Raw genomic sequence first — 13,761 nt, forward strand, 5'->3', positions numbered from 1 at the left:
TTTGTATATATTACCTTTTATATTAACACAAGATGTCGAATTATGACATGTTATAAAGCTAGCAAGTTCTGCCTTCCTTTACTATTATTAAATTGTATTTAATACTAAAGGGGGGGATTTTTTGTACTATCATCAGAATTTAGAGGAACATGCTTTTGCTGAACCGTACCGCCAAGGGTTTCGGAAACTGCGAATCCTCTCTGGCTATGCATCCAGTGTGTTTTTGTATCACATATTGGATACCTACCCAGATGCAGAAATTGAATTAATCATTGGGATGAGCAAAAAAGACGGGATTAAACTATGGGATCATAAACGCTAATATCAGCATCAGCTACCGAACAGCTCTGCCACCAGTACATACAAAAATTTTTCATTGGTACATGGATGATTTAACTCCAGATTCCGTTACCTTTGTCGGTTCGGCTAATTTCTCATGGAAGGGCTTGCGTGATCAGGGAGAACTGCTGGTTGAAGCAAATCATTCAAATGTAGAAGAAGTATTTAATATAACGGATGTCATTTCTTGCACAGACCCCTCCATCGAACAGCATATTAACTTTTTCACTGTTCGTATGCAAAGGCGAAATCAAACGCTTCAAGGTGTTACTCAAGAAGGTGCACAGGAGACTGAATCTATTAATCTGCAAAACTTGAAATATGTTGATTTGCCTCTTCTTTTAAAAAATGATACAGCTATTCATGAAAAGGCTGGCTTAAACTGGGGACAGCGTGACGGAAGAGAACCTAATCAAGCGTATATACCTGTTTCAACCAAAATCCATCAGGCAGACCCTGGTTTCTTCCCTCCATTAGAACAGGAATTTACCATGCTGACGGATGACGGGCAACAATTGATATGTGTAATGGCTCAGGCAAACCGAAAAGCCATTCATATCCATGAGAACAACAGCATAATGGGCAGGTATTTCCGAGGAAGAATCGGCGTGGCTCTTGGCGCAAGAGTCGATGCCCAGGATGTTGTCAATTACGGAAGGACAAGCGTGAGAGTCTATAAGATTGATGATGAAACCTATTTTATGGACTTTAGCGTTTAACATAAACAATGAAAGAGGAAGCAAATGAACCGTTTTAGAAGTCCATTTCATCCTCTTTTTCCACTATATCCAGTTCATAAAACACCTAATTCACATACTTAACCCAAATCTCACTTAAAAAGCGAAAGTGATAATGTCTCTAGCCGTTTGTGAGGAAGTGTTCCTTCTAACACTTGGTTTTATATCGATAACTTCATGGCCCAACTTCAAAGAAAAAAATCAATTGGTGCGTAAGTTCTAAAGCCGCATAGCTAGGAAATTATTAATGGCCTCATCTGGGCCTTTTGAGATTTTGTTTTTGCGAGTATTGATGAGGATCTACCTGGTTACCCGCTCTACATTAAAAAAATAGAGAAGCGAATGAGACGCTTGTTAAAAATAGCAGAATTAAATCCTGAACTTACACCCCTTTCATTACGCCATACACATACCTCCCTATAAGCTGAGGCTGGGTAAGTCGTCCCCAAATAATGGAACGATTAGGACACAAGGATGAAGACTACAACTAAAAAATGTTTATTTACATGTGACAAAAGAGATGAAAAAAGAGGCTTCCCAAAAGTTCAAAGAACTCATGGAAAACCTCTAATTTAAAACCATATTCAAGAAAATGTTACTCTTTTGTTACCCTTATGGTATTTTTAGAGTATATTAAGGTTCGAAAACCGAAAACCCCTTATTTACTGGGTTTTAGGGAGCATGAATTACATCATGCCGCCCATACCGCCCATGCCGCCCATATCAGGCATTCCTGCGCCGCCAGCGTTTTCTTCTGGCTTGTCAGCGACAACGGCTTCAGTTGTTAAGAACATTGCAGCTACAGACGCAGCGTTTTGAAGAGCTGAGCGTGTAACTTTCGTTGGGTCAACGATACCTTTTTCGATCATGTTTACCCATTCACCAGTTGCAGCGTTGAAACCTACGCCGATTTCTTCGTTTTTGAGGCGTTCAACGATGACAGATCCTTCAAGACCAGCGTTGTGCGCGATTTGACGGATTGGCTCTTCAAGCGCGCGAAGCACGATGTTGATACCTGTTTGAGCATCGCCTTCAGCTTCAACTGCAGCGACTTTGTTATATACGTTTACAAGTGCTGTACCACCACCGGATACGATGCCTTCTTCTACAGCTGCGCGAGTTGAGTTCAGGGCGTCTTCGATGCGAAGTTTACGCTCTTTCAGCTCAGTTTCAGTCGCAGCGCCGACTTTGATGACAGCTACGCCGCCAGCAAGTTTCGCAAGACGCTCTTGTAATTTTTCTCTGTCGAATTCAGAAGTTGTTTCTTCCACTTGAGCGCGGATTTGAGTCACGCGGGCAGAAATTTTGTCTGTTTCGCCAGCGCCTTCAACGATTGTTGTGTTTTCTTTTGTAACGACAACTTTAGAAGCGCGTCCCAATTGTGTGATTTGAGTAGATTTCAGGTCAAGACCAAGATCTTCTGTGATAACTTCTCCGCCAGTAAGAACAGCGATGTCTTCAAGCATTGCTTTACGGCGGTCACCGAAGCCAGGAGCTTTAACAGCAACTGCGTTGAATGTGCCGCGAAGTTTGTTCACAACAAGTGTTGCAAGTGCTTCACCTTCAACATCCTCAGCGATCAGAAGCAATGGTTTGCCTTGCTGAACAACCTGCTCAAGTACAGGAAGGATTTCTTGAATGTTTGTGATCTTTTTGTCTGTGATTAAGATGTAAGGATTGTCAAGAACCGCTTCCATCTTATCAGAGTCAGTTACCATGTAAGGAGACGCATATCCGCGATCGAATTGCATACCTTCAACAACTTCAAGCTCAGTTGTGAAGCCTTTAGACTCTTCGATTGTGATAACGCCGTCGTTGCCTACGCGCTCCATTGCTTCAGCGATAAGGCTTCCGACTTCCTCATCAGCAGCAGAGATCGCAGCAACCTGAGCGATAGACTCCTTGCCTTCGATTGGCTTAGAAATTTCTTTTAAGTTTTCGATCGCAACCGCTACAGCTTTTTCCATACCTTTACGAACGCCTACAGGATTAGCGCCTGCTGTTACGTTTTTAAGGCCTTCACGGATCATTGCTTGCGCAAGAACTGTCGCAGTTGTTGTACCGTCACCGGCAACATCGTTTGTTTTGCTGGCTACTTCAGCAACAAGCTTAGCACCCATGTTTTCAAACGCGTCTTCAAGTTCGATTTCTTTAGCGATTGTTACACCGTCATTTGTGATTAACGGAGAACCGAATTTTTTCTCTAGAACCACGTTGCGTCCTTTTGGTCCTAAAGTTACTTTTACAGCATCAGCAAGTGCATCGACACCGCGAAGCATTGCGCGGCGAGCTTCTTCACTAAACTTAATTTCTTTTGCCATGTTTACAAGACCTCCTCAAATGTTTTAAGTATTGTTTATTTAAGAATTAGCCGATAACAGCTAAAATGTCGCTTTCACGTAAGATTAAGTATTCAGTACCTTCGTATTTCACTTCAGTACCTGCGTATTTTGAGAAGATAATGCGGTCGCCCTCTTTTACTTCTAAAGCAACGCGCTCTCCGCTTTCTAACACGCGACCTGAACCAGCTGCCACGATTTTGCCTTCTTGCGGTTTTTCTTTTGCAGAATCCGGCAACACAATTCCGCTGGCAGTTTTTTCTTCAGATTCTACGAGTTCAATGACAACGCGATCACCTAATGGCTTTAACAATGTAATAACCTCCTCAATAGTATGAATATGTAATTTTAGCACTCGACACTAAAGAGTGCTAACACAATTCTTATAATAAAGAATCTCCCTTCCAATTTCAAGTGATAAGATAAAAATTTTTTCACGCTTACATGATTCTTTTCAGCTCCCTTATCCCTTAGCTTTTTCACCCCCGTTCCGATTATGTTACAATAGCTGTAGATGAACGAAACCCATTTAACAAAGGAGTACATACCATTTGAGAAAACAGTATTGGTTTATTATTTTGACATATATCATCATGCAGTTTTCCGCATTAATCGGGATTCCCTTGTTATTTAAATTCGGTTATGCCGGAGGACAGCCTACCAAGGAGAATATGCTGCATGCACAAGGATTATGGTCCGTTATCAGCTTTATCGCCTGTCTCGTAGTCGTTCTGCTTATTCTACGAACTGTCCCGAAAACAACGCTTCGAAACGGCCGGAAAGACTCCGTCGGACTTTCTATCCTTTGGGCGATAGCCGGTTTTTTCATTGCCCTTTTCTCTCAAGGAATAGCAGGCTCTATTGAATATTATGTATTCGGCATCGGAAGAGAATCAGAAAATACACAAGCTATTCTGGATGTCATTCAGGCAGTCCCGCTCATGATTATGGTTTCTTCTGTCGTCGGGCCTATATTAGAAGAAATCATCTTCAGAAAAATCATTTTCGGCACACTGTACGAAAAAACGAATTTCTTCTTTGCCGGACTGATCAGCTCGGTTATTTTCGGTATTGTTCACGCTGATTTGAAGCATCTTCTTCTTTATACAGCAATGGGCTTTACCTTTGCATTTTTATATGCGAGAACAAAACGGATATGGGTGCCGATTTTCGCCCATGTCATGATGAATACATTTGTCGTCATCATGCAGCTTGAGCCTGTTCAGAACTACCTTGAACAGCAGAGCACACAAATGCAATTGATTATTGGAGGATTATTTTTATGAGAAACCCGGTAGTTTGGGGAATGATCTACTTTGCCGTAGGGTGCATCTTTACTTATCTTGCCGCAAGCTCGCCAGGCAGCATGTGGTCATTTTACTCCATCCTGCTGATGGTGTTCGCCGCTTACAACATCAGCATTTCTTTTAAGATGTTCGCCTTTTCATTTAAAATTAAAAAGAACCAGAAATAAAGAAAATCCATTTCTCTCATGAGAAATGGATTTTTTATTATTGTCCGGAAGACACGTCCTGATCGGCAGCACTGCTTTTCTGCGCTTTCCGATAGGCAGCCTTCGATATAAGAATACTGATTTCATATAAAATCAACAGCGGAACAGTAACCATCATATGAGACAAAAGCTCAGGCGGAGTAATCAGGGCAGCGATCACAAGCAGCGTAAAATACGCATACTTTCTGATTTTCGCTAAGAACATCGGTGTCACAATTCCAAGCCTGGTCAAAAACATGAGGATGACCGGCATTTGGAACAGCAGTCCAAACGGAATCGTCAGCTGCAAAAGAAAATGAAAATATTCATTAATTCCGATCACCTGATTGACATTCAAATCCTGAGAGATCCGCTTCATAAAATCAACAACAAAAGGAAATAAAATATAATATGAAAAAGATAAGCCCGCTAAAAACAGCAAAATAGAGATCGGAATGTAGCTGAGCGTTACTTTGCGCTCTTTCTCATAGAGGCCTGGACTCACAAAAGCCCAAAGCTGATAAAGAATAATCGGCGAGGTTAGGACAATCCCGATGATAAACGCGAATTGCATAAACACAAAAAGCGGGTCTGTCAGATTAAACGCATTAAGCGTAAGCTCCTTCGCTTCATCCGTTTTTTGCAAATAAACAATCATGGGCTTCGCTAAAAAAAATCCTGCGATAAAGAAAACGACAAATGCCAGTGCCACAACCAGCAATCGTTTTCGAAGCTCAGCAATATGTTCCAGCAGCGACATTTGATTCACTTTCATTCGTGTCATCCTAACTTACTGATCTTCTTTCTTTTTTTCCTCGTCATCACTCGTTAATCCTTTAGTAGCATTTTTGAATTCACGAAGTGTGTCTCCAGCAGCTTTCCCCAGTTCAGGCAGCTTTTTGGGACCGAAGATGATCAGAGCAACGATTGCGATAACAGCAAGACTTCCAGGACCGATCGGCATATTTGGGCTCCTCCTTTCCCTCTATTCGATTTCCTCTAAAACTGAATAATGCTTCAAGAAATAAACCAGTGACTGAAGCTCTACAGCTAAATCTAAATGATGAATTCGAATGTGTTCCGGCACATTCAAACGGGCCGGCGTAAAATTAAGGATTCCCTTGATTCCTAACGCAACCAATCTGTCTGTAATGGATTGAGCGGCAACTGCTGGCACTGTAAGAATGGCAACTGATTCATTTTTTACGTGTTGTTCAAGGTCGTCAAGGTTATAGACAGGCACGCCGCCTACCTCAGTTCCTATTTTACTCTCATTTATATCAAAAGCCATAGAAATTTTTGTGTTATTATTTTTTGTGAAATTATAGTGAAGAAATGCTGTTCCCAAGTTCCCCACACCAATCAAGATGACGTCTGTCATCTCATCCTGATCAAGCGTTTTTCGGAAAAATGACAGCAAATAATCCACATTATATCCATATCCTTTTTTGCCAAGAGCTCCAAAATAGGAAAAATCCCTGCGAATCGTGGCAGAATCAACCTTTACGGCATCACTGAGTTCAGCGGATGATACACGCTGTTTTCCTGACGCATGCAGATTCTTTAAAAAGCGATAGTAAAGCGGCAGCCGTTTTGCCGTCGCCTGCGGAATTTTTGATTGATCCTTATTCATTTTTGGTCCTCCACATTATACTCGGATAGTTCTCTTTTAAAGTCACCGTTTTTCCCGCCTGTCTTCTCCAGCAAGAAAGTAGGGCCGATGACCATTCCCTTATCAAGGGCCTTGCACATATCGTAAACGGTAAGAGCGCACACCGATGCAGAAGTGAGCGCTTCCATTTCCACACCTGTACTCCCTTTCGTTTTGACCTGTGCTTTTATATGAAGTATAACTTCTGCTTCTTTTATTTTCCAGTCAAACGATATATCTACCCCGCTCAGTGAAAGCGGATGGCACATCGGAATGATATTCGACGTTTGCTTTGCGGCCATAATGCCTGCCACCTGCGCAACAGCCAGTACATCTCCTTTGCCGATATCATGACTTTGTATTTTCTCGTACACTTCATTTTTCATGTGTACGCTTGAAACAGCCGCCGCAGTACGGACAGTCGAAGATTTTTCGCTGATGTCCACCATCTGGGCTCTGCCCTGTTCATTAAAATGAGAAAATCCATTCATATTAAAACTCTCCTTAAACAGATCATACACTATTTTCTTCTCTATGTCTTATTCAGCCAATGTATTGTTTGCTGACTTCTAGTTCATAAGCTACACTTAACTTATTATAGCAGAGGTGAAATAATATGATGATCTTACAAGTTAATCAGCTATCCAAATCATTTGGTGCTGATACTATTTTAAACAATATAAAGCTGGAAGTCAGAAATCGTGATCGCGTCGCCATTGTAGGAAGAAATGGCGCGGGAAAATCCACGCTGCTTAAAATTATCGCAGGCCAGCTTTCGTATGAAAAGGGCGAACTCATTAAACCGAAAGATATTACAATGGGATATCTTGCCCAGCATACGGGCTTGGATTCTAAGCTTACCATAAAAGAAGAACTGCTGACTGTTTTTGACCACTTAAAAGCAATGGAAAAGGAAATGCGGGCTATCGAAGAAAAAATGGCGGCAGCTGATCCTGGTGAATTGGAAAGCATCATGAAAACCTATGACCGGCTTCAGCAGGAATTCAAAGATAAAGGCGGCTATCAATATGAAGCGGATGTCAGATCTGTGCTTCACGGACTTGGTTTCAGCCATTTTGACGATTCAACACAGGTGCAAAGCCTCAGCGGGGGGCAGAAAACAAGGCTGGCCCTTGGTAAGCTTCTGTTAACACAGCCTGATTTGCTCATTCTCGATGAGCCGACAAACCATCTCGATATTGATACGCTAACCTGGCTTGAACATTATTTGCAAGGCTATTCAGGCGCCATTCTCATCGTTTCGCATGACCGCTACTTTTTGGACAAAGTAGTAAACCAAGTATACGAGGTATCAAGAGCTGAAAGCAAAAAATATCACGGCAACTACAGCGCTTATCTCGACCAAAAAGCCGCGCAGTATGAAAAAGATCTTAAAGTGTATGAAAAGCAGCAGGATGAAATCGCAAAGCTTCAAGACTTCGTAGACCGAAATCTTGCGAGAGCTTCTACCACAAAAAGAGCGCAAAGCCGCCGAAAGCAGCTGGAGCGAATGGAAGTCATGTCAAAACCGCTCGGCGATGAAAAATCCGCAAACTTTCATTTTGATATTACAAAACAGAGCGGAAATGAAGTCCTGCGCGTTCAGGATCTCACAATCAGCTATGAAAACCAGCCGCCGCTTTTAACAGAAGTGTCGTTCATGCTCACAAGAGGAGAAAGCGCCGCTCTTGTCGGCCCTAACGGAATCGGTAAATCGACATTGCTGAAAACATTAATGGACACCCTAAAGCCAGATCAAGGAACAATCTCATACGGCTCGAATGTCAGTGTCGGCTACTATGATCAGGAGCAGGCTGAACTGACTTCCTCTAAACGCGTCCTTGATGAGCTGTGGGATGAGTACCCTGGTCTTCCGGAGAAAGAAATCCGAACTTGTCTCGGCAATTTCTTATTCTCCGGAGATGATGTACTGAAACCCGTCCATTCACTGAGCGGGGGTGAGAAAGCAAGATTGGCCCTTGCTAAGTTGATGCTTCAAAAAGCTAATTTTCTCATCCTTGATGAACCGACGAACCATCTGGACTTAGACAGCAAAGAAGTTCTTGAAAACGCGCTGATTGATTATCCAGGCACTCTGTTATTTGTCTCTCATGACAGATATTTTATTAACAGAATCGCCACAAGAGTATTGGAGCTTTCTTCAAATCATATAGAAGAGTATCTGGGAGATTACGATTATTATACGGAGAAAAAAACAGAACAGCTTGAATTGGAGAAAATGAATCAGCAAGAGGAAATAGAAAAAACGCCTGCTGCGGTAAAGTCTGACTCCAAACGTTCTTACGAGGAAGAAAAAGAATGGAAAAAGAAAGAGCGCCAACGGCTCCGCCGGATTGAAGAAATTGAAACCACTGTTCAAACCATTGAAGAAAACATTAGTCATAACGATGAATTGCTATGTGATCCGGAAGTCTATCAAGACCATGAAAAGGTACAAGCCATCCATGCTGACAACGAGAAACTCAATCAGGAGCTGGAATCTCTTTTGTCTGAATGGGAAGAACTATCCACAGAAGAAGATTAAAAAAGTCAAGCACCTTTTTTTAGAGGTGCTTTTTTATCCACAGAAAATAACCTTATAAACAAACAAAGTAAACGCTTTATACACATTATCCACAAAATATTCTGAATTTATCCACTTTATTAACAGTGTCTCCAGCCCTTTATCCATCGATATCTTCATAATTACTAACAGATATGTGGATAAATTGAGAATTATCTGTTAATAAAAGATAAAAAGCCTCACTCTGTTAGGTCGTGAGACTTTGATAAGAAGTCAATTCAAGGCCAGGCTGGCCATTCATATCATATGCACCGCGAATTCCCTTCTCAAAAGCAATTGTACCAGCTGCAGCGATCATCGCAGCATTATCTGTACATAATGCTAACGGAGGAATGACAAGCGTAATCCCCTCATGCTGGGCAAATTCCTTTTCTAATGCAGCTCTGAGGCCTCTGTTTGCAGCTACTCCTCCGGCTAAAAGGACCTGTTTAACACCATACTCCTTTGCCGCACGCGCCGTTTTTGTCACCAAGACATCTATTACGCTATTTTGGAAACTGGCAGACAAATCTTCCGGAGCAATCTCTTGTCCTTTTTGAGACGCATTATGAAGCGTATTGATCACCGCAGACTTCAACCCGCTGAAACTGAAATTGTAAGAGCCTTCTTCGAGCCATGCGCGAGGAAGCGGAATATTGTCATTCCCTTTTTCAGCAAGCTTGTCAATTTGCGGTCCTCCCGGATACGGCAGTCCCATCGTTCGCGCCACTTTATCGTAAGCTTCTCCTGCTGCATCATCGAGAGTTTCCCCAATAACTTCAAATGATCCGTGCTCCTTCATATAAACCAATTCCGTATGGCCCCCTGAAACGACCAATGCCAGTGCCGGGAACACAATCTCTTCTACAAGACGGTTCGCGTATATATGACCGGCTATATGATGGACGCCAACTAACGGAATGTTATGCGCAAAGCTCAATGCTTTAGCAGCGTTCACTCCGATAAGAAGCGCTCCCACCAGTCCCGGACCTTCAGTTACTGCAATCGCATCAATATCACTATACGTCATGCCAGCTTTATGAAAAGCCTCTTCTATGACCAAAGTGATTTGCTCAACATGATGTCTGGAAGCAATTTCCGGAACAACGCCTCCAAAGCGCTTATGGCTTTCAATTTGAGAGGCTACTACGTTTGATATGATTTCTTTCCCGTTTTTTACGATAGCTGCCGCTGTTTCATCACAGCTTGTTTCAATTCCTAATACGTAAATCTCTTTTTGCTCACTCATTTATCGTCACCCACATAATTAACGCATCTTCCCCGTTATCAGTATAATAGTTCTTTCTTATTCCGCCGGGCTGCATCCCGAACTTCTTATATAAACCTTGAGCAGGATGATTAGAAACCCTCACTTCAAGCGAAAGCCGCCTTGCGCCTTTTTCTTTGCACAGTTCAATCGCTGAGCGAAAAAGCGCTTCTCCTAAAGACTTGCCGCGATACTCCGGTTTTATTGCTATATTTGTAATTTGGGCGTCGTCCATCACAATCCAAATCCCGCAATACCCAGCAACATGGCCGTCCTTTTCAATCACGAGATAATGAGCATACGGATTTTCCATCAGCTCATGATAAAACGAATCCTTCGTCCAAGGAGACGTAAAAGAGGATGTTTCGATTTCGTATACGTGATCAATATCATCAAGCCGCATGTTTCTGACAGCTGCTTTTGTTTTCATCCTATCACCCTACTTTTGACTTTCAATCCATTTCGCTTCAGCTTCTGCCAGCCGCAAGTAATCCGGGACAAGCCCGTGAACATCAGCTGCTTCCTTTTCCGCACCTAGAAAAGCCAATTCTGAAGGACGCGGGTTATGCTGAGCAGCAGCTCCAATGAACCCTTTTGTCCCAAGCACATCCTCTATCATCTGCTTGTGAATAGAAGTATCATGACCTAAAAACAAAACAGGGCGATCCTTTTCTTTTAGCATCTCCAGCCATTCGGCCAGCATCACATTTTGATCAGGAACCACTTGTTCCAAAAGCCCGTTTTTGTATTCATACAGACCTGTATACACCTGTCCCCGTCTTGCATCAAAGATAGGACTGATCAGACCGTCAAAATGCCGGCCATTTGCCGCAAGCACCTCAAGGCTTGATACAGCAGAAATCGGAATGTGTAAAGACCAGGCAAGTGTTTTGGCGAGCGTCACACCTATTCTTACTCCTGTGTATGAACCAGGGCCTTTTGCAACAACAATTTTAGAAAGATCCTGCGGTGCCATATCACATTCGTTCAGCAATGAATGAACAGCAGGCATCGCTCTAACAGAATGGTTCTTTTTTAAATATGTAATGTATTCTGCTATGACGGTATCTTCTCGAAGCAGTGCAATGCCTAACGTATAATTTGATGTATCAATTGCTAATATTGTCATGTCTACTTATCTCCTCACAAAGCATTTCATACCGATTCCCGACAGCAGTAAAGGTAATTTCCCGCTCATCATCACCAGCCCTTTTGATGACAATTTGCAGTCGCTCCTGCGGAAGCTGTTCTTCAATTAAATGGGCCCATTCAACGAGGCTGACACCTTGTCCGTGAAAATATTCATCAAGTCCCAAATCTTCACTTTCGTCTTCCATTCTATACACATCCATATGATAAAGAGGAAGTGAGCCATCGTTATATTCTTTTATAATTGTAAAAGTCGGACTGTTTACAACACGTGTAATGCCGAGTCCTTCCGCAAAACCTTTCGTAAAAGTCGTTTTTCCGGCACCTAAATCGCCCTCTAATGTCAGGACGTCTCCCGGCTTAGCAAACGATGCCGTAAGTTTTGCTATCGCTTTTGTTTCTTCAGGATTTACAGTTCTCCACTTTAATTGCTTCACACGAGTCACCCGTCTTATTTAAAATGATTATATCCTTTTTTCTCTAAGGCCATTGTTGTTTTTTCTGTTTTTAGGATCACGTTGGATTCTGTTTTTTCCTTGACATGGCCAATCTTTGTAATGGGCAGTTGACGTTTTTCGCACTCCTGCTTCAACACTTCCCATTCCTCCTTTGAAACCGTCCCAGTCAGCTCAAAATCCTCTCCGCCAAACAAAGCCCATTCTTTCCAGTTAGAATGAAGCTTAGGCAAGTCAGAATGGACCGGGAGGATGCTTTCATCAATTTCAATTGAAACACAGCTGGCTTCTGCAATCTCATTCAGTTCACTAGCTAATCCGTCACTGATATCATTTAAAGCTGCCCGCTTAATACTCGAGCATAATCTCCCGACGCTTACTCTTGGCTGAGGCCGTTTATGCCTGTTGATAAAGTAATCCGTGTCCAAAAATAAATTTTGAGGATTATTCTCCTCTAATAATAAAGAAAGTCCTGCTGCAGATGAACCAATTTCCCCAGTTACAAACACAATATCATTCGGTCTTGCCAAGCTGCGCAAACAAGCTCTCCCCTTTTCTACTTCACCGATCACAGTGACCGTTACGACTAATTTGTCAGAGGTAGAGACTGTATCGCCGCCAATCAGATCCATATGATATAGTTTCGCCAGTTCATTCATTCCTTCATACATTCCCTTGATTTCAGATTCCGTCCATTTTGCAGGTACAGCAAGTGATACCAAATAAAATTTAGGAATGCCTCCCATCGCGGCAATATCACTTATATTAACGGCTAACGCCTTATACCCGATATCTTCAGGTGAGGAATAGTGTAATTTAAAGTGCACATCTTCTACCATAGTATCCACACAAACAATTTCCTGAACGCCGTGTTTCGCAGTGTAAAGTGCTGCATCATCACCTATTCCTACATCAACGGAAGAATGGTGAATGGTCCGCGGAGTAATGCTATGTATTAAATCAAATTCATCCATGAACCAAAACCTCCTTTCAACCTGCTTATGCCTATATGTACTCTTCCTAGTGTATCGAATTTTGCTGGAATATCCAAGATATTGCCGATATAAAGAAAGCTTGGTTATCACACCAAGCAGAAAGATACAATAAAAGAAAACACAAAAAAAACGAAAACATGATCGTTTCGTTTACAATAATGGCGGTCCGGACGGGACTCGAACCCGCGACCTCCTGCGTGACAGGCAGGCATTCTAACCAACTGAACTACCGGACCATATTTGTATAAAATGATTTTGTCTGCACCCTTCGGGCACTTCTTATATCATTTATATATTTGGTTGCGGGGGCAGGATTTGAACCTGCGACCTTCGGGTTATGAGCCCGACGAGCTACCGAACTGCTCCACCCCGCGATGATAATAATTTAAGATAAAAGCTTGGCGGCGTCCTACTCTCACAGGGGGAAACCCCCGACTACCATCGGCGCTGAAGAGCTTAACTTCCGTGTTCGGTATGGGAACGGGTGTGACCTCTTCGCTATCGCCACCAAACAAATGCCTTCAGGATGAAGGTACTGGGCGTTTCTCACAGGATGTGAGAGCCCTTAGCGGAGTTTCTTTACTTTTCCGCCTTTTAGAGAGGTGTTCTCTCAAAACTAGATAACAGGTGTGACATATTCAAAATGTGGTTAAGTCCTCGATCGATTAGTATCTGTCAGCTCCATGTGTCGCCACACTTCCACCTCAGACCTATCAACCTGATCATCTTTCAGGGATCTTACTTCCTTGCGGAATGGGAAATCTCATCTTGAGG

At 42.5% G+C, this 13,761-nt stretch carries 16 protein-coding genes, 2 tRNA genes, 2 rRNA genes and 1 pseudogene; 6 read left to right on the forward strand and 15 right to left on the reverse strand.

The window, feature by feature from the left end; genetic code table 11:
• The first annotated feature begins 121 nt into the window (after window positions 1–121).
• The 3 genes and pseudogenes from AC0C66_RS20530 to AC0C66_RS20540 form a co-directional block, all read left to right on the forward strand.
• The gene (locus tag AC0C66_RS20530; RefSeq protein ID WP_268470827.1) at window positions 122–322 is read left to right on the forward strand and encodes a restriction endonuclease PLD domain-containing protein; all 201 of its coding nucleotides are present in this window, start codon (window positions 122–124) and stop codon (window positions 320–322) included.
• Between the two features lie 7 nt (window positions 323–329).
• Complete coding sequence (locus tag AC0C66_RS20535) at window positions 330–1,058, forward strand: restriction endonuclease PLD domain-containing protein (protein ID WP_268470912.1); 729 nt, start codon at window positions 330–332, stop codon at window positions 1,056–1,058.
• A gap of 291 nt (window positions 1,059–1,349) precedes the next feature.
• Window positions 1,350–1,647 (forward strand): annotated as a pseudogene (locus AC0C66_RS20540) (tyrosine-type recombinase/integrase); the annotation flags it as partial.
• Window positions 1,648–1,762: 115 nt separating this feature from the next.
• Here AC0C66_RS20540 and groL read toward each other — a convergent pair.
• Window positions 1,763–3,397, reverse strand: coding sequence for a chaperonin GroEL (gene groL, locus AC0C66_RS20545; RefSeq protein WP_014112882.1), 1,635 nt, complete (start codon window positions 3,395–3,397; stop codon window positions 1,763–1,765).
• 46 nt (window positions 3,398–3,443) lie between these two features.
• Window positions 3,444–3,728: a co-chaperone GroES gene (gene groES, locus AC0C66_RS20550; RefSeq protein ID WP_003155970.1), complete on the reverse strand. Its 285-nt coding sequence runs from the start codon at window positions 3,726–3,728 to the stop codon at window positions 3,444–3,446.
• A 238-nt stretch (window positions 3,729–3,966) separates the two neighbouring features.
• Here groES and AC0C66_RS20555 point away from each other — a divergent pair, with 238 nt between their 5' ends.
• Both AC0C66_RS20555 and AC0C66_RS20560 read left to right on the forward strand, forming a co-directional pair.
• On the forward strand, window positions 3,967–4,701 hold the full coding sequence (locus tag AC0C66_RS20555) for a CPBP family intramembrane glutamic endopeptidase (RefSeq protein ID WP_014112881.1): 735 nt from the start codon (window positions 3,967–3,969) through the stop codon (window positions 4,699–4,701).
• Window positions 4,698–4,889 (forward strand): YdiK family protein, encoded by a 192-nt coding sequence (locus AC0C66_RS20560; protein ID WP_003225680.1) that lies wholly within the window; start codon window positions 4,698–4,700, stop codon window positions 4,887–4,889. The genes AC0C66_RS20555 and AC0C66_RS20560 overlap by 4 nt, the downstream gene beginning before the upstream one ends.
• Window positions 4,890–4,926: 37 nt before the next feature.
• Here AC0C66_RS20560 and tatC read toward each other — a convergent pair whose 3' ends face one another.
• From tatC to moaC, 4 genes are read right to left on the reverse strand one after another with little or no spacing between them, the layout of a single operon-like run.
• The gene (gene tatC / locus AC0C66_RS20565; RefSeq protein ID WP_072565844.1) at window positions 4,927–5,691 is read right to left on the reverse strand and encodes a twin-arginine translocase subunit TatC; all 765 of its coding nucleotides are present in this window, start codon (window positions 5,689–5,691) and stop codon (window positions 4,927–4,929) included.
• Between the two features lie 6 nt (window positions 5,692–5,697).
• The gene (gene tatAY, locus AC0C66_RS20570) at window positions 5,698–5,871 is read right to left on the reverse strand and encodes a sec-independent protein translocase protein TatAY (protein ID WP_003225684.1); all 174 of its coding nucleotides are present in this window, start codon (window positions 5,869–5,871) and stop codon (window positions 5,698–5,700) included.
• Window positions 5,872–5,892: 21 nt separating this feature from the next.
• Window positions 5,893–6,540: a redox-sensing transcriptional repressor Rex gene (locus AC0C66_RS20575; RefSeq protein WP_472973698.1), complete on the reverse strand. Its 648-nt coding sequence runs from the start codon at window positions 6,538–6,540 to the stop codon at window positions 5,893–5,895.
• Window positions 6,537–7,049 (reverse strand): cyclic pyranopterin monophosphate synthase MoaC, encoded by a 513-nt coding sequence (gene moaC, locus AC0C66_RS20580; RefSeq protein ID WP_014112879.1) that lies wholly within the window; start codon window positions 7,047–7,049, stop codon window positions 6,537–6,539. The genes AC0C66_RS20575 and moaC overlap by 4 nt, the downstream gene beginning before the upstream one ends.
• A 125-nt stretch (window positions 7,050–7,174) precedes the next feature.
• On the opposite strand from moaC, the gene AC0C66_RS20585 reads away from it, so the two are divergent.
• Window positions 7,175–9,103, forward strand: coding sequence for an ABC-F family ATP-binding cassette domain-containing protein (locus AC0C66_RS20585; RefSeq protein ID WP_072181780.1), 1,929 nt, complete (start codon window positions 7,175–7,177; stop codon window positions 9,101–9,103).
• Between the two features lie 226 nt (window positions 9,104–9,329).
• Here AC0C66_RS20585 and tsaD read toward each other — a convergent pair whose 3' ends face one another.
• The 9 genes from tsaD to AC0C66_RS20630 form a co-directional block, all read right to left on the reverse strand.
• Entirely contained in the window at window positions 9,330–10,370 is a 1,041-nt protein-coding gene (gene tsaD / locus AC0C66_RS20590; RefSeq protein ID WP_072181781.1) for a tRNA (adenosine(37)-N6)-threonylcarbamoyltransferase complex transferase subunit TsaD, read from the reverse strand.
• Window positions 10,363–10,818 carry a ribosomal protein S18-alanine N-acetyltransferase gene (gene rimI, locus AC0C66_RS20595; protein ID WP_072181782.1) on the reverse strand — a complete coding sequence of 152 codons (456 nt, stop codon included), beginning with the start codon at window positions 10,816–10,818 and terminating at the stop codon, window positions 10,363–10,365. Before rimI ends, tsaD begins: the two co-directional genes overlap by 8 nt.
• 9 nt (window positions 10,819–10,827) lie before the next feature.
• Window positions 10,828–11,517 (reverse strand): tRNA (adenosine(37)-N6)-threonylcarbamoyltransferase complex dimerization subunit type 1 TsaB, encoded by a 690-nt coding sequence (gene tsaB, locus AC0C66_RS20600; RefSeq protein ID WP_072181783.1) that lies wholly within the window; start codon window positions 11,515–11,517, stop codon window positions 10,828–10,830.
• Window positions 11,498–11,974, reverse strand: coding sequence for a tRNA (adenosine(37)-N6)-threonylcarbamoyltransferase complex ATPase subunit type 1 TsaE (gene tsaE, locus AC0C66_RS20605; RefSeq protein WP_061186105.1), 477 nt, complete (start codon window positions 11,972–11,974; stop codon window positions 11,498–11,500). The genes tsaB and tsaE overlap by 20 nt, the downstream gene beginning before the upstream one ends.
• A gap of 14 nt (window positions 11,975–11,988) precedes the next feature.
• Window positions 11,989–12,966, reverse strand: coding sequence for a thiamine-phosphate kinase (thiL, locus tag AC0C66_RS20610; RefSeq protein ID WP_072181784.1), 978 nt, complete (start codon window positions 12,964–12,966; stop codon window positions 11,989–11,991).
• Window positions 12,967–13,146: 180 nt separating this feature from the next.
• Window positions 13,147–13,223, reverse strand: a tRNA-Asp gene (locus AC0C66_RS20615).
• Window positions 13,224–13,284: 61 nt separating this feature from the next.
• Window positions 13,285–13,361 (reverse strand) — tRNA-Met (locus tag AC0C66_RS20620).
• Window positions 13,362–13,383: 22 nt separating this feature from the next.
• Window positions 13,384–13,499 (reverse strand): 5S ribosomal RNA (rrf, locus tag AC0C66_RS20625).
• Window positions 13,500–13,632: 133 nt separating this feature from the next.
• A 23S ribosomal RNA gene (locus AC0C66_RS20630) occupies window positions 13,633–13,761 on the reverse strand; the annotation flags it as partial.

The sequence above is a fragment of the Bacillus sp. VA13 genome (assembly GCF_055710085.1).

What these genes read in the sequence shown, in the direction of transcription:
- groL (WP_014112882.1), bottom strand. Translation starts at nt 3,397, where the DNA reads ATGGCAAAAGAAATTAAGTTTAGTGAAGAAGCTCGCCGCGCAATGCTT.
- AC0C66_RS20560 (WP_003225680.1), top strand. Translation starts at nt 4,698, where the DNA reads ATGAGAAACCCGGTAGTTTGGGGAATGATCTACTTTGCCGTAGGGTGC.
- tatC (WP_072565844.1), bottom strand. Translation starts at nt 5,691, where the DNA reads ATGACACGAATGAAAGTGAATCAAATGTCGCTGCTGGAACATATTGCT.
- tatAY (WP_003225684.1), bottom strand. Translation starts at nt 5,871, where the DNA reads ATGCCGATCGGTCCTGGAAGTCTTGCTGTTATCGCAATCGTTGCTCTG.
- AC0C66_RS20575 (WP_472973698.1), bottom strand. Translation starts at nt 6,540, where the DNA reads ATGAATAAGGATCAATCAAAAATTCCGCAGGCGACGGCAAAACGGCTG.
- moaC (WP_014112879.1), bottom strand. Translation starts at nt 7,049, where the DNA reads ATGAATGGATTTTCTCATTTTAATGAACAGGGCAGAGCCCAGATGGTG.
- AC0C66_RS20585 (WP_072181780.1), top strand. Translation starts at nt 7,175, where the DNA reads ATGATGATCTTACAAGTTAATCAGCTATCCAAATCATTTGGTGCTGAT.
- tsaD (WP_072181781.1), bottom strand. Translation starts at nt 10,370, where the DNA reads ATGAGTGAGCAAAAAGAGATTTACGTATTAGGAATTGAAACAAGCTGT.
- rimI (WP_072181782.1), bottom strand. Translation starts at nt 10,818, where the DNA reads ATGAAAACAAAAGCAGCTGTCAGAAACATGCGGCTTGATGATATTGAT.
- tsaB (WP_072181783.1), bottom strand. Translation starts at nt 11,517, where the DNA reads ATGACAATATTAGCAATTGATACATCAAATTATACGTTAGGCATTGCA.
- thiL (WP_072181784.1), bottom strand. Translation starts at nt 12,966, where the DNA reads ATGGATGAATTTGATTTAATACATAGCATTACTCCGCGGACCATTCAC.